General features: G+C 72.4%; 20 protein-coding genes. 6 read left to right on the top strand and 14 right to left on the bottom strand.

What is annotated here, in order from left to right; genetic code table 11:
- Positions 1-46: 46 nt before the first annotated feature.
- From ACIRDU_RS33805 to ACIRDU_RS33795, 3 genes are all read right to left on the bottom strand, one after another.
- Positions 47-1132: a polyprenyl synthetase family protein gene (locus tag ACIRDU_RS33805; RefSeq protein ID WP_403587097.1), complete on the bottom strand. Its 1086-nt coding sequence runs from the start codon at positions 1130-1132 to the stop codon at positions 47-49.
- A gap of 50 nt (positions 1133-1182) precedes the next feature.
- Positions 1183-2238 carry a tetratricopeptide repeat protein gene (locus ACIRDU_RS33800; RefSeq protein WP_403586889.1) on the bottom strand — a complete coding sequence of 352 codons (1056 nt, stop codon included), beginning with the start codon at positions 2236-2238 and terminating at the stop codon, positions 1183-1185.
- Positions 2239-2410: 172 nt separating this feature from the next.
- Positions 2411-3088: an AIM24 family protein gene (locus ACIRDU_RS33795; RefSeq protein WP_403586886.1), complete on the bottom strand. Its 678-nt coding sequence runs from the start codon at positions 3086-3088 to the stop codon at positions 2411-2413.
- Between the two features lie 95 nt (positions 3089-3183).
- Here ACIRDU_RS33795 and ACIRDU_RS33790 point away from each other — a divergent pair, with 95 nt between their 5' ends.
- Both ACIRDU_RS33790 and ACIRDU_RS33785 read left to right on the top strand, forming a co-directional pair.
- Complete coding sequence (locus ACIRDU_RS33790; protein WP_403586883.1) at positions 3184-3450, top strand: hypothetical protein; 267 nt, start codon at positions 3184-3186, stop codon at positions 3448-3450.
- A gap of 41 nt (positions 3451-3491) precedes the next feature.
- A complete protein-coding gene (locus ACIRDU_RS33785) occupies positions 3492-4733 on the top strand; it encodes an SGNH/GDSL hydrolase family protein (protein ID WP_403586881.1) in 1242 nt (413 codons plus the stop codon).
- A gap of 7 nt (positions 4734-4740) precedes the next feature.
- Here ACIRDU_RS33785 and ACIRDU_RS33780 read toward each other — a convergent pair whose 3' ends face one another.
- The 5 genes from ACIRDU_RS33780 to ACIRDU_RS33760 all read right to left on the bottom strand — a co-directional run bounded on the left by ACIRDU_RS33780 (position 4741) and on the right by ACIRDU_RS33760 (position 13593).
- Entirely contained in the window at positions 4741-6948 is a 2208-nt protein-coding gene (locus tag ACIRDU_RS33780) for an RICIN domain-containing protein (RefSeq protein ID WP_403586879.1), read from the bottom strand.
- A gap of 146 nt (positions 6949-7094) precedes the next feature.
- Positions 7095-10034, bottom strand: a complete 2940-nt coding sequence (locus ACIRDU_RS33775) for a helix-turn-helix transcriptional regulator (RefSeq protein ID WP_403586876.1) — start codon at positions 10032-10034, stop codon at positions 7095-7097.
- Between the two features lie 90 nt (positions 10035-10124).
- Positions 10125-10478, bottom strand: coding sequence for a UBP-type zinc finger domain-containing protein (locus ACIRDU_RS33770; RefSeq protein WP_403586874.1), 354 nt, complete (start codon positions 10476-10478; stop codon positions 10125-10127).
- The gene (locus ACIRDU_RS33765; RefSeq protein ID WP_403586872.1) at positions 10475-11920 is read right to left on the bottom strand and encodes an ATP-binding protein; all 1446 of its coding nucleotides are present in this window, start codon (positions 11918-11920) and stop codon (positions 10475-10477) included. Before ACIRDU_RS33765 ends, ACIRDU_RS33770 begins: the two co-directional genes overlap by 4 nt.
- Positions 11917-13593, bottom strand: coding sequence for an FAD-dependent oxidoreductase (locus tag ACIRDU_RS33760; protein WP_403586870.1), 1677 nt, complete (start codon positions 13591-13593; stop codon positions 11917-11919). Before ACIRDU_RS33760 ends, ACIRDU_RS33765 begins: the two co-directional genes overlap by 4 nt.
- A gap of 186 nt (positions 13594-13779) precedes the next feature.
- Between ACIRDU_RS33760 and ACIRDU_RS33755 the strand changes: the two genes are divergently transcribed.
- Positions 13780-14661, top strand: a complete 882-nt coding sequence (locus ACIRDU_RS33755) for a universal stress protein (RefSeq protein WP_403586867.1) — start codon at positions 13780-13782, stop codon at positions 14659-14661.
- 13 nt (positions 14662-14674) lie between these two features.
- Here ACIRDU_RS33755 and ACIRDU_RS33750 read toward each other — a convergent pair whose 3' ends face one another.
- The 3 genes from ACIRDU_RS33750 to ACIRDU_RS33740 all read right to left on the bottom strand — a co-directional run bounded on the left by ACIRDU_RS33750 (position 14675) and on the right by ACIRDU_RS33740 (position 17440).
- On the bottom strand, positions 14675-15907 hold the full coding sequence (locus tag ACIRDU_RS33750; RefSeq protein WP_403586865.1) for a DUF4032 domain-containing protein: 1233 nt from the start codon (positions 15905-15907) through the stop codon (positions 14675-14677).
- A gap of 41 nt (positions 15908-15948) precedes the next feature.
- Entirely contained in the window at positions 15949-16695 is a 747-nt protein-coding gene (locus ACIRDU_RS33745; RefSeq protein WP_403586862.1) for an MBL fold metallo-hydrolase, read from the bottom strand.
- A gap of 121 nt (positions 16696-16816) precedes the next feature.
- Positions 16817-17440 (bottom strand): alpha-ketoglutarate-dependent dioxygenase AlkB, encoded by a 624-nt coding sequence (locus ACIRDU_RS33740; protein WP_403586859.1) that lies wholly within the window; start codon positions 17438-17440, stop codon positions 16817-16819.
- A gap of 102 nt (positions 17441-17542) precedes the next feature.
- On the opposite strand from ACIRDU_RS33740, the gene ACIRDU_RS33735 reads away from it, so the two are divergent.
- Together ACIRDU_RS33735 and ACIRDU_RS33730 are read left to right on the top strand one after the other, a co-directional pair.
- Complete coding sequence (locus ACIRDU_RS33735) at positions 17543-18181, top strand: TetR/AcrR family transcriptional regulator (RefSeq protein WP_403586858.1); 639 nt, start codon at positions 17543-17545, stop codon at positions 18179-18181.
- A 17-nt stretch (positions 18182-18198) separates the two neighbouring features.
- Positions 18199-19872, top strand: a complete 1674-nt coding sequence (locus ACIRDU_RS33730; protein ID WP_403586856.1) for an FAD-binding dehydrogenase — start codon at positions 18199-18201, stop codon at positions 19870-19872.
- A 22-nt stretch (positions 19873-19894) separates the two neighbouring features.
- Here the strand turns inward: ACIRDU_RS33730 and ACIRDU_RS33725 are convergent, their stop codons facing one another.
- Positions 19895-20245 (bottom strand): DUF488 domain-containing protein, encoded by a 351-nt coding sequence (locus ACIRDU_RS33725; protein WP_403586853.1) that lies wholly within the window; start codon positions 20243-20245, stop codon positions 19895-19897.
- Positions 20246-20392: 147 nt separating this feature from the next.
- On the opposite strand from ACIRDU_RS33725, the gene ACIRDU_RS33720 reads away from it, so the two are divergent.
- Positions 20393-20836 carry a DUF6098 family protein gene (locus tag ACIRDU_RS33720; protein ID WP_403586851.1) on the top strand — a complete coding sequence of 148 codons (444 nt, stop codon included), beginning with the start codon at positions 20393-20395 and terminating at the stop codon, positions 20834-20836.
- A gap of 22 nt (positions 20837-20858) precedes the next feature.
- Here ACIRDU_RS33720 and ACIRDU_RS33715 read toward each other — a convergent pair whose 3' ends face one another.
- Positions 20859-21113, bottom strand: coding sequence for a WhiB family transcriptional regulator (locus ACIRDU_RS33715; RefSeq protein WP_403586848.1), 255 nt, complete (start codon positions 21111-21113; stop codon positions 20859-20861).
- Between the two features lie 103 nt (positions 21114-21216).
- Positions 21217-22434 carry a saccharopine dehydrogenase family protein gene (locus tag ACIRDU_RS33710; protein WP_403586846.1) on the bottom strand — a complete coding sequence of 406 codons (1218 nt, stop codon included), beginning with the start codon at positions 22432-22434 and terminating at the stop codon, positions 21217-21219.
- Positions 22435-22492 lie beyond the last annotated feature (58 nt).

Genomic DNA, 22492 nt, shown 5'->3' with positions numbered 1-22492 from the left:
CTGGCCGTGCGGAGCACCCTGCCCGGCCGCCGCCGTTCACGTCGGCTCAGACGTCGCGTCGCACCAAGTAGGCGAGCAGCGAACGCAGTTCCCCGGCAGCCCGCTCGGCCAGCGGCACGCCGGCGAGTGCCGTCTCGACGGCGGCGATGTGCCGCCGGGCCTCTGCCATGGCCGCCGAGCGGCCGCCCGCCTCCTCGATCAGCCCTGCCGCCGTGCCGGGCGCGTCGCCGGACTCCAGGAGTGCGGCGATCCGGCCGCCTCTCGGGGAGCCGAGCGCCACCAGGACCGGGAAGGTCTTCTTCCGCTCGCGCAGATCACCGTGGACCGGCTTGCCGGTGACGGAGGGGTCGCCCCAGATGCCCAGGACGTCGTCGACGATCTGGAACGCGATCCCCAGGTGCCGGCCCGCCCGGTCGAGCGCGGTGACGGTCTCGGGGCAAGCACCGCCCAGCACGGCACCGAGCGCTGCCGCGCAGCCCAGCAGCGCCCCCGTCTTGTGCTCCGCCATCGCCCGGTACTCGTCGGGCCGTACCCGCTCCGGGCCGGTCCACGGACGGTCGGCGAACAGCAGGTCGTCCGCCTGTCCGCGCACGAGGTCGGCCAGCGCCCCGGACAGCGTCCGCACCGCCCCGGCACCTCCTGGCTGCGCGGCGAGCGTCTCGACGGCCAGCGCGAACAGGGCGTCGCCCGCGAGCACCGCGGGCCCCGTGCCATAGGCCTTCCACACGGTCGGGCGGCGACGCCGGTCCGCGTCGCCGTCCATGATGTCGTCGTGCAGCAGGGAGAAGGTGTGCACCAGCTCCACCGCGACGGCCGCGGCCACCCCGGCCCGTCCCGGCGCACCGGCCGCCTCGGCCCCGAGTACCGCGAGCGCCTGCCGTACGCCCTTGCCGCCGGAGGCGGCAGCCGGCGCACCGCCGACCTCGCACCAGCCGAGGGAGTAGGCGGCCATCTCGCCGACCCAGGGGTGCAGTCGCCCGACGGCTTCTTCCAGGGCGGGCCGGACCAGTGCGCGGCAGCGGTGGAGGACCCGGGGGGTGCCGTCGGCGCCGGCCACGAGGTCGTACGGCTCGCCATGGCGTGCCGCTTGTCCGGCGCCACGGGACGGCGGCGCCTGCGTGGCCGGGGGCAATGCCGTCGTGGTGCCCGGACGCGCCGCCTCCACCGTCGTCGGCAGCGCCGTCACAGTGCCGCCTCCGTCGCCCGCTCGGCCGCCGGTATGCCGAGTTCCTCGTGGGCCCGGGCCACCATCCTGCGGGCGTGCTGAAGGCCGATGCGCTCCAGCAGACCGGCGAGGTCGGCCAGTTCGGCCGCCGTGTCGGCGCGGTCGCGGCCCAGCCGGGCCAGGGACTTGGCGAGCCCCAGCCGCGACAAGGCCTCCCCACGCGGTTCGCTCATCTCGCGGAACTCATCGAGTGCCTGCTCGTACAGTTCGCGCGCCTGCTCGTAACGCCCCGCCCGGTACAGGACGTTTCCGCGCATCTTGTGGTTGTAGGCCAGCGCGCTGGACAGCCGCATCGCGCGGCACGTCGTCTCCGCCTCGCTCAGCAGCTCCAAGGCCCGTTCGGTGTCCCCGTCACGGACCGACACCACATCGGCCAGCCCGCGCAGCGCCCAGGCGTGACCACGCCGGTCCTCGGCACGAGCGGCGATCTCCGCGGCCTCCTCGAACAGGGCGTACGCCGTGTCGTAGCGCCCGGTGTTGCGGTGCATCTGCGCGATGCCCTCCAGTGCCCACACCGTGTGCCGCGCCTCCCCGCGCCGCCGGGCCTCGGCGAGCAACTGCTCGTGGAGCCGGCCGACGGCCTCGTAGTCGCCCTGGATGCGGCCGGTCTCCGCCAGGCCTGCCAGCGAGTAGCCGCGGACGACGATGTCTCCGCCGCGTTCGCCCAGGTCGGCCGCCAGCCGGAGCAGCCGGCGGGCCAGCGGGAGCGCGCCGCGCTGCCGGGCCAGCGTGCCGCCGCTCCACAGCGCCCAGGCCATCGCCCCGAGGTCCCCGGCCTGCCGGGCCGCGCGGTAACTCGCCTTCCAGGCCCGGTCCGCGTCCTCGATCCGGCCCAGCCGGCGGTGCGCCTCGGCCACCGCGAGTCCGGAACGTGCCGCCTCCCCGGGCTGTCCGGCGCGCTCGGCCGCCCTCAACTGCGCGGTGCCCGCGGCCAGGACGTCGGTCAGTGAGGAGTTGACGGACAGGGTGGTGAGCGCGCCCTGGTACTCCGGGGCGAATGCCTTGCCGTACATCGATGCCTTTCGGTCCGTATGCACCCCATGTATACATAGTGTGTATACATGGGGTGCATAGAGGGGTGGGGAGCTGCCCCGGCCACACGGGCCAGGGCGTCACCTGTTGCCGATCAAGACGTCGGCGGAACGGACCGGGTTGCCTCTGAGGCGCGGATCACCTGACGGGAGTTCAGTGCTGCCCGGGCTTGTGCGGCGTGGCCTCGCTCGGGCGGACGACGACGTACCCCTCGCCCTGGAGCAGCAGTTGCACGGCCTCGCCGGAGCCGCCGCGCAGCATCGACCCGATGGACTGTGAGCGATGCAGCGACGTCTGCAGGCCGGCGGTCCAGCCGACGATCGCGTCCGTGTCGACGTACACCGGGTACTGCGGCGAGACGGGGATGACGAGCGGATTGCCCTCGCACACCAGGCCCAGCTTGCCGTGCCCGGTGAAGACGCTGTTGAACAGGCCGCCGCCGGTGATGCCCGCGCCCTTCACGGTCGCGATGCGGTACGACAACGTGGCGTCGAAACACAGGACGTTGCGGCCGTTGACCGTGAACTCGTCACCGGGCTCCACGTCGACGATGAAACAGTTCTGCGCCTCGTGTGCGAACCAGGCCTCACCCTGGCCGCGCACCGCCATCAACGGCAGCCCCTCCCCGGTGACCGCGCGCTTGAGCATGCCGCCCACGCCCTGGCCCTTGCGCTCGAACTGGAGGTTGCCGCGGTAGGAGATCATCGCGCCCTGCCGGGCGAGCATGTCGCCGTTCACCGTGTAGCGGATGCACTTGGCGTTCTCGACGGTCATGCCCGGCGCTACGGCCGGCTGCACCATGTGCTCACTGGAAAAGAGGTCACCCTTCATACCGGCATCCTCGCCCGGAGCGTCTCCCTCCGCCAAGATCGCGAGCCGTGGTGGCAAGCGGCGGATCGACGCCGAAGCTGGGTACTCCGGTCGCCATGATCGAAATGCTCGCCCAGTCGCGACCGGAGCGCGTCGAGTTGCTGCCCGCCCTCCCGGACGCCCGGGCCGACGACGGCCGCGTCCGAGGCACCGGCGTACGCGGCGGGTCCGTCCTCGACCCGCTCCGGCGCGAGGGCACGCCCGGAGAGGCCACCCCGCGCAGCGTCGGCGGCCTCACCACTACCGTGGCGCACGCCGGGTACACCCGCAGGATCCGCCCCGCGCCCGGCGGCTTCGTGACCCTGCGGATCCTCGTCCCGTGATCCCGCCCGCACACCACCGACCGGCCGAAGGAGCGCCGACGATGCCCCGCACCGCACGCCCCCGCTGCCGTGCCGCCCTGGCCGCCCTCTCCTCCTGCGTCGCACTGGGCTGCGGGACCGGCACGGTACCTCAAGGGGACCGGCCGAGCCCGACGCCCAGCGTCCCCGCCGCGGCCGGGCGCGGCGTGGTCACCTGGGCCTCCTCGGCCGGCCAGGTCGGCGAGGCTACCGGCGGCCGCGGCTACCGGCTGATGGTGCACACCAGCGTCGGCGGCAGCGGCCTCAGGGTGCGGCTGTCCAACGCCTTCGGCGACCGGCCGGTGACGTTCGGCAACGTCCACGCGGGCCTGCGACGGGACGGAGCCGCCCTCGTCCCCGGCAGCAACAGGCGCCTGACCTTCGGCGGCGCCCGCTCCGTCACCGTCCCCGCCGGCGGCATCGTCCACAGCGACCCACTGCCCGGCCGCGTCCCCGCCGCGAGCACCCTCGCCGTCAGCCTGTACGTCTCCCGGGCCGGCGGCACCCGCACCGGGCACTGGATGGCGATGCAGACGTCGTACACCACCGAGGGCGACCACACCGCGGAGGAGAGCGCGGCCCACTGGAAGCAGCGGACCGGCTCCTGGTTCTACCTCGACGCCGTCACCGTACGGCCCCGGAACAAGACGGGTGCCGTGGTCGCCCTCGGCGACTCCATCACCGACGGCTGGCGGTCCACGACCGACCGGAACCGCCGCTGGCCCGACTACCTGGCCCGCCGCCTGAGCACATCCGGCGCCACGGTCAAAGGGGTGGCCAACGCGGGCATCGCCGGGAACAAGGTCCTCCAGGACGGCCCCGGGCAGAGCGCCCTGAACCGCCTGCAGCGGGACGCGCTCTCGCTGCCGGGCGTGCGCACGGTGTTCCTCTTCCAGGGCGTCAACGACATCAAGGCCGAGCCCGGCGCCACGGGTGCCGGGCTGATCGCCGGGTACCGCAGGCTGATCGACCGGGCGCACGCGGCCGGTAAGTGCGTCGTCGGCGCCACGATCACCCCCTTCAAGGGCTGGCAGGAGTGGGATCCCGCCGGGGAAGCGGTGCGGCGGCAGGTCAACGCCTTCATCCGCGACAGCGGCGAGTTCGACGGGGTCGCCGACTTCGACCGCGTCCTGCGCGACCCCGACGACCCCGAGCGGATCGATCCCGTCTTCGACGGCGGCGACCATCTGCACCCCGACGACAGGGGGATGCGGGCGATGGCCGAGGCCGTCGATCCTGACAGCCTCGACTGCGGGAGCGGCTAGCCCCCGGTCACGGATACGCGACCAGGTTGGCCACGTTCGTCGACGAGTCGGAGGGGCCGCCACGGTCGTTGACGACATGCCGGATGGTCCCGGTGCCGCCCAGGGAGACGGTCACCATGCTCCGGAAGCGGACGTTCGGGCGGTTGGGCGCCTCGATGGCCCGCTCGGCCGCCACCCCCGGGTTCACGTTGAAGTAGCAGTAGCTGCCGAGCCCGTACGCCTCATGGCTGGTCACCGTGTTCGCGACCTTGTAGGCGGTGTATCCCTGCGTCGACCCGTCCATCCAGGCCGCCTGGTTCGGCGGGTCGTAGGGCATCTCGTTCTGGTAGAAGTACGTCCGGCCGCCGTTGCCGTTCCAGACCGTCTGGTGCTTCTGGTAGTGCTCGACGAACAGGCCGTACATCGTCACGTCGTCGCCGTTGACCACCAGGCCCGTGTCCGCCGTGTTGGTGTTCCAGCCGACGCCGCTGCCGTGGTCGGCGCGCCAGATCCACAGATGGTCGCCGATCACGTCGTCACTGTTGACCGTCAGGCTCGTGGTGGCCTTGCCGACGGCGGCACCGCCCACCCGGAAGAACACGTCGTGCAGCGAGCTCGGGTTGCCGCCGTGGTCCGCCGACGAGCCGCTCGGGCCCATCTCCAGCAGCTGCGCCGAGTTGGTGGTGCCGGCGTCGACGAGCAGCCCGGCCAGCTTGACCCCGTCCACGTCGGCGACCGTCATCGCGGTGATGCCGTTGTCGGGGATGAGCGTGGCCAGACCGAGGCCCAGGACCACGGTGTTCGGCCGGGTCACCCGCAGCGTCTGGTCCAGGTGGTGGACACCGGGAGTGACCAGCAGGTTCTTGCCGGCCGCCAGCGCCTCGTTCATCTGTGCGGCCGTCGCGCCCGGCTTGACGACGAAGAAGTCCGACAGAGGCAGCGAGGTGCCGGCCGGAGTGCCCGAAGCCCAGGAGATCCCCGAGGAGTTGGTCCGCACGGCGGGCACGAACACCTTCCACGCCCCCGCCGGGTCGACGTACAGGAACGGCTTCTCCCTGACGACCGGGCTCTGCGCCACCGTCGTGTACGGCGGGCTCGGGAAGCCGGTGGCCGGCACTCCCTGGCTGCCGACGAAGACCATGTTCCAGTTCGAGCCGGTCCAGCTGCCGAGCCGGGAGTTGCGGGTCAGCCACTGCTGCTGCGAACCCGACCGGACCTGCCCGTCGACCACCGTGTCGGCCATGTAGCCGCCGCTCGACCAGCCGCCGTCGTCCAGCTGGAGGTCGCCCCGCAGGTGCATACGCCGGTACGGCGCGGCCTGCGACACCGCCCAGCGGTCGGTGCCGGACGGCGGGGTGACCGACAGGTTCTCCGCCGAACGCCAGAAATTCTGCGTCGCGTTGCCCTGGAACCAGTCCGCCTCCGCGTGCACCGCGCCCCGGATGGTCACGTCGTCGGGGGAGAGGCCGAGACCGGCGACCTGCGTGTAGTAGCCCACGTCGGCGTCGGCCTCATAGGTGCCGGGCTTGAACAGGAAGGCCTTGCGGGCGCTGCCGAACTGGTTGGTCTCCTGCTGTGCGAAGGCCGCGTTCAGCGCGCTCTGGATCGTGGCCTTCGGCGTCGAGGGGTCGAACACGGTCACGTTGGGGCCGAGGTCGGGTGTCCCCGGCGGCTGCTGGGTGTCGACGGGGTGGACGTGGAACGACTGGGCGGCCGAGCCGTTGCAGGTGTACTGCTGGAGCTGGACGCTGTCGGCGCTGGAGGCGGCCGGTACGTCCAGGCACTTGCCGCTGTGGCGGTTGACGAAGTGGAAGGCCCCGCCGGGTTCGGCGACCGCCTGCCACTGCTGGTTGCCGCCACCGCCGAAGGTCCACAGCTGCACGGGGGCGCTGTCGGCGGCGGACACCTCGGTCACGTCCCAGACCTTGGCCGCGTCGTTGCGGTTGCCGGCCCGGACATGGCCCGAGTCCGTGTCCTGGAACTGCCACTGCTGGGCCTGGCTTCCGTTACAGGCGTACTGCTGCACGACGGTGCCGTCGGCGGTGCCCGCGGCACGCGCGTCGACGCACTTGCCGCTGCCCTCGTTGACCACGGTGGCCCAGCTCGTGGGCAGCGCGGCCGCCTCGGCGGCCGGTGGCGCGGCGGGCAGTGCGACCGCGCCACCGGTTGCGGTGGCCGCGAGCGCGAAGGCGAGGAGCAGCGGACGCAGTCCGCCTCTGCGAGGGATTCCGAGCACGGAACTCTCCCAAGGGGGTGGGGGGTTGGGGTGGTGCCGACGGCACGGTGGTGACCCGCGAACCTAAAGGTCCGTACCAGATACGTCAAGGCGTAAGACAAGTCCTGAAGCAAGTGGGTGTGCCCCGGCCCGGGCACGCCGGCCGGTCAGCCGGACGCCGACGGCTCCGGGGTGATCAGGCCCTCGCGGTAGGCGATCGCCACGGCCTCGCCGCGGCTCGACGCGCCCAGCTTTCCGAGGATGTTGGAGACATGCACACTCGCCGTCTTGCCGCTGATGAACAGCTCCTCGCCGATCTGCCGGTTGCTGCGGCCCAGGGCGAGCAACCGGAGCACGTCCTGCTCGCGTGCGGTGAGCACGGCGGCCCGGACGTCACTGCCCGGCCTGTCCGACAGCCGGCCGCGACGGATGAGGACGTCCACCTGTTCCCGCAGCGGCGTGGCGCCGAGGAGGTCCGCGGTCTCCCGGACCGCCCGGGCCTCGGCCGCGGCCTCCTCACGGCGCCCGGCCGCCACCAGGGCCTCGGCGTAGCGCAGCCGGCAGCGCGCCCGCTCGTAGACGTCGCCGTAGCCGAACGCCGTCACCACCTTCGCCCAGGCGGCCGCCGCGTCCGGCGCCGACGCGGCCCTGATCCACTCCGCCTCGGCCCGGGCCAGCCATGCCTGCCCCTCGGGACCCTGAGGCGTGCCGTCGTCCCCCCGGCTGGCCATGGTCCGTGCCAGTTCCACCAGTTCCGTCGCCGTGTCCGTCCAGCGGCGGACCCCCGCCTCGTCGCCGGCAAGCCGCTGCCCGGCGGCCGCGTCGGCCACCGCCGACAACGCCAGCGCGGCGAGCCGCACCGTGACGTCAGGGCGGGTGCCCGCCTCGTCGGTGAGTGCCGTGACCGTCGACCGCATCCACCGCACCGCGTCCTCGGGATCCCGGCGCAGCGCCGCCGCGTCGGTCAGCACGATGCCCGCGACCAGGGTGGCCATCCAGTCGAACGGCCCCTCCAGCAGGGCACGTGCCCGGTCGGCCGCCGCGAAGTCCCCCCGCGCGAGCGTCACGTACAGCGCGGGACCGGCCGTGTACCCGCCGGCGGCCGGCAGCACCTCGGCATCGGCCGCCGCCGCACGCACGCACTCGTCCCAGCGGCCCAGCACGTGCAGCACCAGCAGCCGCAGGTAGCGCATCTCCAGCGGATACGGCGACGACAGCAGACCGGCGCGCCGGGCCCGGTCCAGGCCCTCCGTCAGCCAGGGCACGCACTCCGCCAGGTTCCCGTTCTCGTAGCAGCCCATGGCGAGGTTGAACAGGGCCCGCAGCTCCACGGCCGCGTTGCCCGAACGCGTGGCCAGTTCCCGGGCCTTCAGCAGCCGCTCGCGTCCCTCCGGGCCGCGGCGCCCGCCGTTGTCGAAGCCGGCCAGGGAGATCAGCAGGTCCGCCTGGGCGTCGGTCACCCTCAGCCGCTCGGCCACGTCCAGGGCCCTGCGGGCGACCTTCAGCGCGGTGTCGTTCTCCCCGACGTAGCGGGCGGCCATGACATGCGTGGCCGCGGCCCACACCCAGGTACGCGACGGAGGATCCTCCGGGATCATCGCCAGGGCCTCGCTGCTGTAGGCGAACGCCGCCGTCAGGCTGTCCACGCTCAGCAGGTTCCCGGCGAGGGTGTAGCGCACCCGCGCGGCCAGTTCGGAGTCCGCGTCCTGGCCGAGCTCCGCCAGCGCGGACCGGGTGAGAGACACCGCGCGGTGCAGCTCCCCGGCGTGCGCGGCCGCCGCCGAAGCCCGCAGCGTCAGCGTCACCCGGTCGACACCCGCGCCCGAGGGCCGGGCCTCGGCACCGACCGCCGGCCACAGGTCCAGGGCCGCCTCGAGATGCCGCTGCTCCTCGGCCGGCGCACCGACCCGCTGGGCGTGATCGGCGGCCTCCAGGGACGCGGCCAGCGCCTCGGCGAGGTCGTGGCTCTCCCGGTAGTGGTGGGCGCGCTCGGCGGCACTCTCGGCGAGGTGCCCGCGCCCGGCGAGCAGCCGCGCGAACGCGCCGTGCAGCCGCGCCCGCTCCCCGGGCAGCAGATCGGCGTAGACGGCCTCGCGGGCGAGGGCGTGCCGGAAGGAGTAGGTGTCGTCGTCCCCGGCGACGAGGAGCTGGCGCCCCACCGCCTCCCGCAGCGCCGACTCCAGCTCCGCCTCCGGCAGCCCGGCCGCCTCCCGCAGCAGATCGTGCTCCACCCGGCGCCCGGCGACGGCGGCGGTCCGCAGCACCTGCTGCGCGGTCTCGGAAAGCTGCTCGAAACGGATCAGCAGCACATCGGCGAGCCCGCTGGGCACCCCACCGGACTCCGTGTCGGTGGCGGCGAGCAACTCCTCCGCGTAGAAGGCGTTCCCCTCGGCCCGCTCCACGATCCGCCGCACCGTGGCGTCCGGCAGCGGCCGACGCTCCAGGGCCCGCACCAGCCGGTCCACATCGACATCGGCCAGCGGCCGCAGCTCCAGCCGCTCGACGGCGGGCAGCCGTATCAGCTCCGCCAGCAGCGGCCGCAACGGATGCCGCCGGTGCAGGTCGTCCGCCCGGTACGAGGCGAACACCGCGAGCCGCTGCCGGAGGACGCCCCGGCCGAGCAGGAACCGCAGCAGATCCCGCGACGACTGGTCGGCCCAGTGCAGGTCCTCCAGCACGAGCAACAGCGGTGCGACCTCCGCGACCTCGGCCAGCAGCCCCGCCATCCCCTCGAACAGCCGCAGCCGCCCGTCCACGTCCCGCACGGAGCCGGTCCCGGTCCCCAGCAGCCGCTCGACCACGGGATGGGCGGCCAGGGCACCCGAGAACCGCTCGTCGCCGGCGAGCACCCCGAGAATCTCGGTGAACGGCAGATAGGGCAGCCCGACGTCCCCGAGATCCACACAGTGCCCGGTGACCACGGTCATGCCCGCTGCGGTGGCCCGCCCCCCGACCTCGTCGAGCACCCGGGTCTTGCCGACGCCGGCGTCCCCGGCGATCAGCACGGCCCGGGCCTCACCGCCTCGCGCACGCTCCAGTACAGCGGCGAGCCACGTGAGTTCGGCATCCCGCCCGACGACGGGCGTGGCCGATGAAGCCTGCTGCACAGGACCAACCTTCTCTTTCAGGGGCGCGGGGAACGGCGCGAGCGACCACGAACAACCGGCTGCCGCGGTCGACCGGACAGCCCCGGGCTCTCAGGCTCGCAACACCTTCGCCCAATCCACCGGCACCCGCCCCGCCGGCCCCGGCGCCGGCTGATCGACCGGATGGCTCACCGGCTCGGCAAGCTCCGGCCCACCCTCGTACAACTCGTTCGTCTCGTAGTTCCAGTACCAGTCCTCACCCGGCTCGAAGCTCTGCACGAACGGATGCCCGGTCGCCCGAAAATGCCCCGTCGCGTGCTTCGCCGGTGAACTGTCACAGCACCCCACGTGCCCGCACTGCGCACACCGCCGTAGGTGGAACCACCACCCCCCGGCCGCGTCGCACTCCGCACACCCGCTGCCGCTCGGCGGCACACCCGGGTCGATCCCGTTCTCGCCACTCATGCCGACTCCTCCTCGACCGCTGTCAGCGGAAGCAGTACCTGGAAACGCGTGTCCCCCGGCTCCGACTCCACCTGGATGCTCCCGTGGTGCTTGTCGACCACGATCCGCCACGAGATGTCGAGCCCGAGCCCGGTCCCCTCACCCACCGGCTTGGTGGTGAAGAAGGGATCGAAGATCCGTTCCCGGTCCTCCGCCGGGATGCCGACGCCCGTGTCGCGGAACTCCACCAGCAGCCGGTCGTGGTCCGGAGCCGTCCGCACGGTCAGCGTCCCTTCCCCGCCGGCGCTGTTCATCGCCGCCACCGCGTTGTCGATGAGGTTCGTCCACACCTGGTTGAGCTCCGCGGGGTAGGCGGGGATCTTCGGCAACGTGCGGTCGTAGTCCTTGACGACCTTGATCTGCTTGCCGATCTTGCCGGACAGCATCAGCAGGGTGGAGTCGAGGAGTTCGTGCACGTCGGCGTGCTGGAAGGGCGCCCGGTCGAGCTGCGAGTACTGCTTCGCGGCGTCGACGAGGTGCGAGATGCGGGTGGTCGAGTCCTTGATCTCGTCCATCAGCAGCTCGGTCTCGACGGTGTAGTTGAGCCACCCGATCGCGCTGGGCAGGATGTCCTCGTCCACGGCCGCCGCGACCTGGTCCAGCCAGTCCACGTCGAGACCGGCCTGGACGAAGGTGGGCGCGATCCGCCAGCCCTCCGGGATGCCCTGGTCGTCGAGCCAGTCGGTCACGGCGTCCTCCCGGTCGGACGCCTCCAGCGGACTCAGCGCCGGTGCCTTCGCGACCCGCTCGGCCGTGCGCTCCTGGATGTCGATGAGGTCGGCCATGACCTCGGGGGAGTACGAACCCTGCGCGATGACCGCCAGCTTGTGACGCATCTTGCCGACCCGCTCCCGCAGTGTCGCCGTCGCCCGTACGGCCGCCGCGGCCGGGTTGTTCAGCTCGTGCGTGAGACCGGCGGACAACGAGCCGAGCGCCAGCAGCCGTTCACGCTGACCGATCATCCGCTGGGTGTTCTTCGAGCCGAAGAACAGCCCCTCCAGCAGATGCACCGCCATCGGGAACCACTCCTGCATGATCCCCGCGAACGTGTCGGCGGGCAGCACGAAGAACCGCGTCGGCTCCGTGACGCGCATGGAGTTGTTGTAGACCTGCCGCACCCGGTCGCCGAGGTACGCCTGCATCGACCCCGCGTACACCCCGCGCTGCGAGGTCCGGGTCACCTCCACGTCGTCCCCGCCGACCCTGCGGTACAGCACGACCGTGCCCTCGATCAGCACGTAGAAGCAGGTGGCGGGCTCGCCCTCGGTGTACACGAGACCGGGCTCGAACCGCTCCACCCGCCCCTCGCCGCACAGCCTGCCGAGCTGCTCGGGCGTGAGCTTCTCGAACAGGAACAGGGTCCCGATCTCCTGCGGGTTGCACGGCACCGACTGCCCGCTCATGACTGCTCCAGATACCGGTGGACGAGCATCACGGCCATGGCACCCTCTCCTACGGCGGACGCGACGCGCTTGGCGGACTCGGAGCGGGCGTCGCCCGCCACGAACACGCCGGGCACGTTGGTCTCCAGGTGGTACGGCGGCCGGTCCAGCTCCCAGCCCTCGGGCGGACGGCCGTCGGCGGTCAGGTCGGGTCCGGCGAGGATGAACCCGCGCTCGTCCCGCAGCACCGTGCCGTCCAGCCAGCCGGTCAGCGGGGCCGCTCCGATGAACACGAACACCCACTGTGCGTCGACCTGTTCGGTCTGCCCGCTGTCCACGTCCCGCAGCGTCAGCCGCTCCAGACGGCCGTCGCCGTGCGCGGCCTCGACGACCGTGCGGGCCCGGACCTGGATGTTGGGCGACTCCTCGATCTGCTGGATCAGGTAGTGCGACATCGACGCCGTCAGCGACTCACCGCGCACCAGCAGGGTCACCGACTTGGCGCCCCGGGACAGATACATCGCCGCCTGCCCGGCGGAGTTGGCACCGCCGACGATGTACACGTCCTGCCCCTGGCAGGAGGGCGCCTCCGTCAGGGCCGAGCCGTAGTACACCCCGCAGCCGGTCAGGTCCTCACAGCCGGGCGCCTCCAGCTGCCGGTAGGAGACACCGGTCGCGAGGATCACGCTGTGCGCGGCGACCGCCGAGCCGTCGGAGAACCGGACGATCCGGGCGGCGCCGTTCACCTCCAGGGCCGTCACCTCGCGCGCGGTGAGGATCTCGGCGCCGAACTTCGCCGCCTGCCGCCGCGCCCGGTCGGTGAGCTGCGCGCCCGACACGCCGTCGGGGAAGCCCAGGTAGTTCTCGATGCGGGAACTCTGCCCGGCCTGTCCGCCGGTCGCCGACCGCTCCACCAGCACGGTCCGCAGCCCCTCCGAGGCGCCGTAGACCGCCGCGCCGAGCCCGGCCGGGCCGCCGCCGATCACGACCAGGTCGTAGAAGTCGGCCGTGGGGGTCGTCGCCAGCCCGACCCGGGCGGCGAGGTCGACGGCCTCCGGCTCGACCAGGGGTGTCCCGTCCGGCGTGATCACCACCGGCAGCCGCATCCCGTCCTCGCCGGCCGCGGCCAGCAGCCGCCGTCCCTCCGGCTCGTCGGCGGAGTACCAGCGGTACGGCACCTGGTTGCGGGCCAGGAACTCCCGGACGTCCGAGGAGCGCGACGACCAGCGGTGCCCCACGACCTTGGTGCTGGGCACGGGCCGGAAGTCGCTGGAGCGCCACGCCTGAAGCAGGTCGTCGAGGACCGGGTACAGCTTCTCCTCGGGCGGGTCCCAGGGCTTGAGCAGGTAGTGGTCGAGGTCGACGACGTTGATCGCGTCGATCGCGGCGTTCGTGTCCGCGTACGCGGTCAGCAGGACGCGCCGCGCACCCGGGTAGACGTCCAGGGCCTGTTCGAGGAACTCGATGCCGTTCATCTGCGGCATCCGGTAGTCGGCCAGGATCACCGCCACGAGATCGCCGCGCAGCTTCAGCTCCCGCAGCGCGTCCAGCGCGGACTCGCCGGACTCCGCCCGCACGATCCGGTACGACGCGCCGTACCGCCGCCTCAGGTCCCGGGCCACGGCACGGGAGACCCCCGGATCGTCGTCCACGGTCATGATGACGGTCCGCGCCGAATCGGCGGCCTGTGCCATTCGTCCCCCATACCGGGCGGTCGACTCACGGCACGGCGTCCCGGGCACCGCGCCGACCTCCGCCCATCGTATGTTCGATCGCCGCGCAGCGCTCCGAGTACGGAGATCGGCTCCGGCGGCGCGGCCACGGGCGGCGGTGGTGAAGACTGAGCAGGACGCAGTGACGTTCCACAGGGAGGCAGCCGGATGACACGCCCGATCACCGCAGGGGTCGACGGATCGCAGGAGAGCCTCGCGGCTCTCGCCTGGGCGGCGCGGGAGGCCGTGCGGCGCGACCGGCCGCTGCGCGTGGTGCACGCCTGGCGGTTCGAGCCGCAGGAGGCGCTCGAGGCGGGGATCGAGGGGGACGCGGACAGCCAGGCCGAGTGGGTGCACAGCGCGGTGACCGGGGCCGTCGGGACCGTGACCGAACGGCACCCGGACCTCGAGGTGACCACCGATGTCATCGAGGGCGCGGTGCCCGACGCCCTGGTCGCCGCCGCGGCCGACGCCGAGATGCTGGTGCTCGGCTCGCGCGGGCACGGGCGCATCGTCGGATTCCTGCTCGGCTCGGTCGGCCAGCAGGTGATCGCCACGGCCGCCCGGCCCGTGGTGCTCGTCCGGGCCGGTGACCAGCCGTCGTCCGAGGCCGCCGGGCGCGAGATCGTCGTGGGCCAGCAGGGCGACCCGGAGGACAGCGCCGACGCGCTGCGCTTCGCCTTCGAGGCGGCCGCCGCGCGCGGGGCGACCGTGCGGGTCGTCCGGGCCTGGAGCCTGCCGCCGGTCTTCGCCTACAGTCCGGGCTCGCTGAAGATGCTGGACGAGGCAGGGGGACTGGAGCCGTACGAGAAGAAGAGCCTGGCCGCCGCGGTCCGGCCCTGGCGGGAACGCTTCCCCGGCGTGCCGGTCGAGGAGCACGTGGAGATGGGCAGCGCCAGTCAGGTGTTGCTGTCGGTGGCCGGGACGGCCCAGCTGATGGTCGTCGGCCGTCGGGCCCACCGCACGGCCGTCGGGGCCCGCGTCGGCTCGGTGGCCCACGGGATGCTGCACCACGCGGACTGCCCGGTGGTGGTGGTGCCGCACGGGTGACGGCTCCGGAGTCTCACTCGGCGGTCGGCTGCAGCGTCTTGCGGGCCTTGGGCAGGATGTTCTTGATGTAGTCCTCGACGGCCGTCTCGATGCCGATGTCGTGCTGGGCCCGCTCGGACATGTACCAGCGGTGTTCGAGGAGCTGGTGGTAGATCTCCGCCGGGTCCATCGCACCGCGCAGTTCGAGCGGCACGGCCCGCACGGTCGGCCGGAACACCTCCCGCACCCAGCGGTGGGCCAGCACCTCGGGGCGGGCTCCGAGAGGATCGCCCGGCGCGTAGTCGTCCTGGGTCGCCATCCAGCTCTCCAGGTCGTTCAGCAGCCGCCGGGCCTGGTTCTCCTCCGTGTCCAGACCGGTCAGGCGCAGCAACTGCCGCTGGTGGTGGCCCGCGTCGACGACCTTGGGCACGAACCTGACCGTGTCGCCGTTCGAGGCGTGCTCGATCTGCATCTCGGCGACATCGAAACCCAGGTCGTTCAGGCGGCGGATGCGGCGTTCTATGTAGTGGTACTTGCCGGCCGGGTAGACGGAGGCGCGGGTCAGTTCGTCCCACAGGCCGCGGTAGCGGGCGCAGATCTCCATGCCGAACTCGATCGGGTCGACGGACGGGTGCAGCGCCCCGGACGCCTCCAAGTCCAGGAGTTCCCCGCTGATGTTCACACGGGCGAGGTCCAGGTCGTAGTCCCGCTGGCCGGCGCTGAGCTGCGGATGCAGGTCACCGGTCTCGGCGTCCACCAGGTAGGCCGCGTAGGCGCCCGCGTCGCGCCGGAAGAGGGTGTTGGACAGCGAGCAGTCGCCCCAGGCGAACCCGGCCAGGTGCAGTCGCACCAGGAGCACGGCAAGGGCGTCCATCAGCCGGTGCATGGTGGCCGGGCGCATGGTCGTCTCGAACATCGAGCGGTACGGCATCGAGCCGCCCAGGTGCCGGGTGACCAGGACGCTCTCCAGCGGGGCGCCGCTCGCGTCGGTGCGGCCGGTGACCACGGCGAGCGGGTCCACCGCCGGGATGCCGATGCGGTCGAGGTCGCGCAGCAGCTCGTACTCGCGCAGCGCGGGCCGTTCGGCCAGCTCCTTGACGGCGATCACCTCGTCGCCGGCCCGGGAGTAGCGCACCACGTGCCGGGAGATGCCGCGCGGCAGCGGGACCAGGTACTCCTCCGGCCAGTCCTCCAGGGGCAGGTGCCACGGCAGTTCCAGCAAGAGCGCGGGGTGCTCGGGGTTCGTCGCGCTGATCTGCAGTGCCATGCGCCCGGTGTCCTTGTCTCGCCGCCGATCGTCGCCTCACTCTAGAGGGCGCGTTCCCGGGCCCGGTGAGCGGCGTCCCGCACCGGCCCGCGGTGGACCGGCCCGTGCCCGGGGAGCAGCAGCTCGCCCTCCAGCTCCGCCAGGACGTCCAGGGAGGCCAGGGCCCGCGCCCGCTCGCGGTGGAACATGTCCGGCAGCAGCTGCGGCCCCTCGAGCCGCGAGGTGGGGTGCCCGCTGACCAGGGCGTCCCCGGAGATCAGCACACCGGTGCCGGGCAGGTGGTAGGCGCAGTGCCCGTCGGTGTGGCCCGGGGTGTGCACCGGTACCGGCCGCCCGGGCAGGTCCAGGGCGCCCGCCGCCGGGAACGCCTGCGCAGCGCTGACCGGGACATGGGCCGTACCGCCCGAGCGAAGCGCGTGCACCGCCCAGGGCAGCACCCCCGGCCGCCAGCCGTTCGCCAGCACCGTCCCGACGGACACCTGGTGCAGGAACTCCCGGCGCGCATGGGGCACTTCCGCCTCGTGCAGATGGACGGGCGTGCCGTAGGCGGCGCGCAGGTACTCGGCGGAACCGAGGTGGTCGTTGTGCGCGTGCGTGATCAGCACGGCCGCGAGCGCCTCCGGGGAGCTGCCCACCTGCGCGAGCGAGGCGAGGACCTGCTCCCGGTCGCCGGGGTATCCGGTGTCGACCAGGGTGGCGGCGTCCCCGTCGGTGAGGATCACCCAGTTCGTGTTCGAACCGTGCACCAGGTAGGTGCCGTCCGCGACTTGTTGTACGTCCGCCCGCATGATCGCCCGCCTCGTGTGGTCCCGGTACCGGCCCGACGGGAGAAGAAAAGCAGATCCCGCGGCGGACGGAATCGCCGGGCCGCCTCAACGGACCCGTGCGGCAGGGGCGTTCGGTCCGCCCTCAGCGCACGCCGTGCGGACGGAACTGGATGCTGATGCGCGGTTCCGTGGCGCGCGTGCTCTTGGGGATCGAGTGCTCCCAGGTGCGCTGGCAGGAACCGCCCATCACGACGAGGTCGCCGTGGCCCAGCGGGCGGCGCACGGTGTCCCGGCCGCCTCCGAGCGGACGCAGCAGCAGGTCACGGGGCGCTCCGACCGACAGGATCGCGACCATCGTGTCCTCGCGGGCACCGCGCCCGATCCGGTCGCCGTGCCAGGCGACACTGTCCCGGCCGTCGCGGTAGTAGCACAGCCCTGCCGTGGTGAACGGCTCGCCCAGTTCCTCGCCGTAGTGGGCACTCAGCGCGTCCCGCGCGTCGGCCAGCACCGGGTGCGGCAGCCGGTCGTCCACGCCGTAGAACGCGAGCAGGCGGGGGACGTCGACCACGTTGTCGTACATCTTGCGCCGCTCCGCCCGCCACGGGACCTCCGCGGCCAGCTGTTCGAACAGTTCGTCCGAGCCGCCGAGCCACCCGGGCAGCTCGTCGAGCCAGGCGCCGAAGCCGAGGTGGGTACGGCTGACCTCGTCCAGGGAGCCGAGGCGCAGCTCGTCGGCCTGGTCGAACAGGGAGCCCTGGAGGTGCATGCAGCCAGCGTACCTCTGAATCGAAAGTGTGTTCCATCGATGCATCGCTCTTTCGATACACCGGTGTATCCAATACAGTCCTGTATCGAAAGGAGGCCGGGCATGGCCGTCGGAGGAAGCACCGGGCGCGTGACCAGGCGCCGTGTCCACACCCGCGCCAACCTCCTGGAGGCGGCGTTCTCCGTGTTCGCGGCCAAAGGCTTCGGGCACGTCTCGATCGAGGAGGTCTGCGAGGCCGCCGGCTACAGCAGGGGCGCCTTCTACTCCAACTTCTCCAGCCTCGACGAGCTGTTCTTCGCCCTCTACCGCGAGCGCGCCGACCTGATCGCCGAGCAGGTGTCCGGGGCGCTCGCCCTGGACGGGCCCGACCTCGACGTGCCGGCCGCCGTGGACCGCGTCACCGACGTGCTGCTCCTCGACCGCGACTGGCTCCTGGTGAAGACCGACTTCCTCGTGCACGCCGCCCGCGACCCGGAGGTGGCACGCAGCCTGCTCGAACACCGCGCGCGGCTGCGGCGGGCCATCGCCGACCGGCTCGGCCGGGCCCGGGGGCACACCGCACTGCCCGCCGTACTGGGCGACACCGACGGCGCCGCCCGCGCCGTGGTCGCCGCGTACGACGGCGTCACCACGCAACTGCTCCTGGACCGGGACCTGGAACATGCCCGCGCCTGGCTGAAGCAACTGCTCACGGCCCTGCTGACGGACGGCAGCGGCACTCTCGATCACACGAAGAACTGAAGAAGGGAACGGTCGCCATGGATGCCGATGTCATCGTCGTCGGAGCGGGCCTCGCCGGCCTGGTCGCCGCGCACGAACTGACCAGCAGGGGCCGGCGGGTCGCCCTCGTCGACCAGGAGAACGCGGGCAACCTCGGCGGCCAGGCCTTCTGGAGCTTCGGCGGGCTGTTCCTCGTCGGCTCGCCGGAGCAGCGGCGCCTGGGCATCAAGGACTCCTTCGACCTCGCCTGGAACGACTGGCGCGGCAGCGCGGGCTTCGACCGGCTGGAGGACGAGGACTCCTGGGCCGTGCGCTGGGCGCGTGCCTACGTCGAGTTCGCCGCCGGGGAGAAGCGGTCCTGGCTCGACGGGCACGGCATCACGTTCCTGCCGACCGTCGGCTGGGCCGAGCGCGGCGACCTCACGGCACACGGGCACGGCAACACCGTGCCCCGCTTCCACGTCGCCTGGGGCACCGGCACCGGCGTCGTCGAACCGTTCGTCCGGTACGCCAGGCAGGCCGCCCGCGACGGCCTGCTCACCTTCCACCACCGCCACCGTGTCGACGCCCTCGTCGTCGAGGGCGGCACCGCCCGGGGCGTACGCGGCACGGTCCTGGCCGAGGACCCCGCACCCCGCGGCGTCGCCTCCAGCCGCGACGCCGTCGGCGAGTTCGAACTCACCGCCCAGGCCGTCATCGTCACCAGCGGCGGCATCGGCGCGAACCACGACATCGTCCGCCGCTACTGGCCCGAACGCCTCGGCACCCCGCCCCGCGAGATGGTCACCGGCGTCCCCGCCTACGTCGACGGGCGGATGCTCGACATCAGCGCCGAGGCGGGCGTCCGGCTGGTCAACCGCGACCGCATGTGGCACTACACCGAAGGCCTTCAGAACTGGGACCCGATCTGGCCCGGCCACGGCATCCGCATCCTGCCCGGGCCGTCCTCCCTGTGGTTCGACGCCCTCGGCCGCCGCCTGCCCGGACCGTGCCTGCCCGGCTACGACACCCTCGGCACCCTCAAGCACCTGCGCACCACCGAGGACATCGCCGGGTACGACCACTCCTGGTTCATCCTCACGCAGAAGATCATCGAGAAGGAGTTCGCGCTGTCGGGGTCCGAGCAGAACCCCGACATCACGGCCAAGGACCGGGCCGGATTCCTGAAGGAACGCATCCTCGGCAAGGGCGCGCCCGGACCGGTCGAGGCGTTCCTGCGCAAGGGGGCCGACTTCGTGACCGCGTCGAGCGTCGAACAGCTCGTCGCGAAGATGAACGAGCTCACCGACAAGCCGCTCCTCGACGCGGCCGGGATCAAGCGCCAGATCGAGGCCCGCGACCTGCAGATCGCCAACCCCTACGCGAAGGACGCCCAGGTGCAGGGCATCCGCAACGCCCGCCGCTACATCGGCGACCGGCTGGGCAGGGTCGCCACCCCGCACCGCGTTCTCGACCCGGCGGCCGGCCCGCTGATCGGCGTCAAGCTGCACATCCTCACCCGCAAGACCCTCGGCGGCATCCAGACCGACCTCGACTCCCGCGCGCTCGGGATGGACGGCAAGCCGGTCGAGGGGCTCTACGCGGCCGGTGAGGTCGCCGGCTTCGGCGGCGGCGGGGTCCACGGCTACAACGCGCTGGAGGGCACCTTCCTCGGCGGCTGTCTCTTCTCGGGGCGGGCGGCGGGCCGGGCAGCGGCCAAGCAGACCGCCTGACCTCGCCGGACGGCCCGTCCCCTCAGCCTCGGAGGAGGCGGGCCAGCACCGTCGCGTGGCTCTCCTGCGGCGTCTTGGACGCGGTCAACAGCGTCACGTCCCCCTTGCGGGCCAGCTCACGCACGTCGTCGAGGGCCTCGGCAGCCTCCTCGGCGGCGAGCTCCGCCTCGTACCGCTCGGCGAACTCCTCGTACGAGCCCTCGCCCGCGTGGTACCAGCGCCGCAGCTCCGTCGACGGGGTGAGGGCCTTCGGCCACTCGTCCACCCGCGCCGCCTCCTTCGTCAGTCCGCGCGGCCACAACCGGTCGACCAGGACCCGCACCCCGTCCTCCGGCTCGGCAGGGTCGTGGACACGGCGCACACGCACGCTCATGTTCGGCTCCTCTTCCGCGGTGGTACGGGTGTGCCGCGAGCCTAACGCCGGCCGGGGCCCGGCACCGCCCGGTGCCGAACGGCCGGTTCCGCTCGTGCCGGGCGGGTACTCCGTCCGCCTGGCAGCGTCGAGGAAGGAGGTCATGACATGCGTGCATCGGACGATCTGCCGGTCGTGCGCACGCTCGACGAACTCGCCGAGTTCGTGGAACGGCACCGGGGTCTGTACGTCCGCTGGTCGCGTGGTCCGGAGATCGATCTCCGCAAGGCGTCCAGCACCGACGACCTGACCGGCGTGTCCCTGCCGGGCCTGTCCGCCAACCCGCTCGGAGTCGAGGCGTGGTGGGAGGACCGACCGGTCCGGGTGTGGGTGGCCCGTCGGCTGCACGACTACGCCCATCTGCCGCACGACAAGGGGCCGGGCGTGCACCCCTGGGTGCTCGCCGGTCAGGAGGCCGCCCGCGGCCCCGACAACGAACCACTGGTCACCGACGTCCGGCCGATGTGCTGGATCGACCAGCAGGTGATCGACGAGGCGAAGGCCGAGGTGGCCCGGCAGGAGAACCCCTGGGGGCCGCTGCGGCGCAGCTAGACCCCCAGGGGTGGCGGAGGCGTCAGCCGGCGCGGCGCCGGGCCGCCGCGCGGCGCTTCAGGGCACGCCGTTCGTTCTCGCTCGTTCCGCCCCACACGCCGATGGCCTGCCCCGTGTCCAGCGCCCATTCCAGACACTGCTCCTGCACAGGGCAGCGCCGCCGGCACACCGCCTTGGCCTGTTCGGTCTGCATCAGAGCCGGGCCGGAGGTGCCGATCGGGAAGAAGAGCTCGGGGTCCTCGTGCCGACAGGCAGCGTGGTCTCGCCAGTTGTCCATCGAAGTCACCTGCATCGCAGTAGAAACGTGCTCTTTCGGAGGCTTACCCCTCTTCGGGTCACCTGTCGATGCGTGGTGAAACAGGGCCTTCCCGGACAGTCGTTCACACCTCCCGCATTCCCCACGGGGAACCGTAGTCCGACAGCAGGTCCAGGAAGGGCCGGGCCGGGAAGGCTTCCGGGCCGAGCACACCCGCACCGGACCAGGCGCCCGTGGCGAGGAGTTCGAGTGCGACGACGGGATTGATCGCCGTCTGCCACACCACGGCCTGCGCCCCGTACTCCGTCATGGACCACTGGTTGTCGACCACGTGGTACAGGTACACCTCACGCGGCTCGCCGTCCTTCACACCCCGCACCCAGGTGCCCGCACACGTCTTGCCGTGCATCCGCTCGCCCAGCGTCGCCGGGTCGGGCAGGCACGCGGCGACCACGTCCCGGGGCGAGACCGCCACCGGACCGTCCGGCCCGGGCACGGTCACCGGGTCGGTGCGGTCCAGGCCCAGCAGGTGCAGCGTCTTCAGCGTCTCGACGAACTCCCGGCCCAGGCCGTACTTGAAGGTCACCCGGCGGGCGTTCACCCAGCGCGGGACGAGCAGCACCTCCTCGTGCTCCACGTTGACGCACTCGACCGGGCCGATGCCCTCGGGAAAGTCGAAGACCTCGGGCTCACTGAAGGGCTCGGTGGTGAACCAGCCCTTGCCGCTCTCGTAGACGACCGGCGGATTGAGGCACTCCTCGATGGTGGTCCAGATGCTGAACGAGGGCGCGAAGTCATAGCCGTCGACGGTCAGGTTCGCACCGTCGCGGATGCCGATCTCCTCGATCTCGTCGAAGAGTTCGTCGGCGGCGTACCGCGCGAAGACATCCGACAGGCCCGGCTCCACGCCCATGCCGACGAGGGCCAGCAGCCCCTCCTTCTCCCAGTCGGCCGCCTGCGCGAACTGCTCGTCGCCAAGTTTGACCCCGCACTCCTCGTACGGCCGCTCGGCGTGCGGGCGGGACAGCGACATCGCCATGTCGAGGTAGGTGGCGCCGGCGGCCCGGGCCGCACGGAACAGAGGCATCACGAAGCGGGGGTCGGTGGCGTTGAGGAGGACGTCGCAGCGGTGCCGGGTGAGCAGGCCGGCCACGGCCGCCTCGTCACCCGCGTCCACCTGCTCGGCGGTGAACCGCGCGTCACCGCCCAGCGCGGCGACCGCCGCCTCGGCCCGGTCCGGGTCGTAGTCGGCCACCACCATGGCTCCGAAGAACGGCCGCCGGGCCGCGATCCGGGTGATCGCCCCGCCCACACCACCGGCACCCACGAGCAGTACACGCATGACAGAAACTCCCTATTTGCGAAGAACGTGACACGTCCTTGGGGGAGATACAACGCCG

It is taken from the genome of Streptomyces sp. NPDC093598 (assembly GCF_044764825.1).
Classification (GTDB): Bacteria; Actinomycetota; Actinomycetes; order Streptomycetales; family Streptomycetaceae; genus Streptomyces.
Note: the sequence above shows the minus strand (reverse complement) of the source record. Positions and strands in the feature narration are given on the sequence as shown.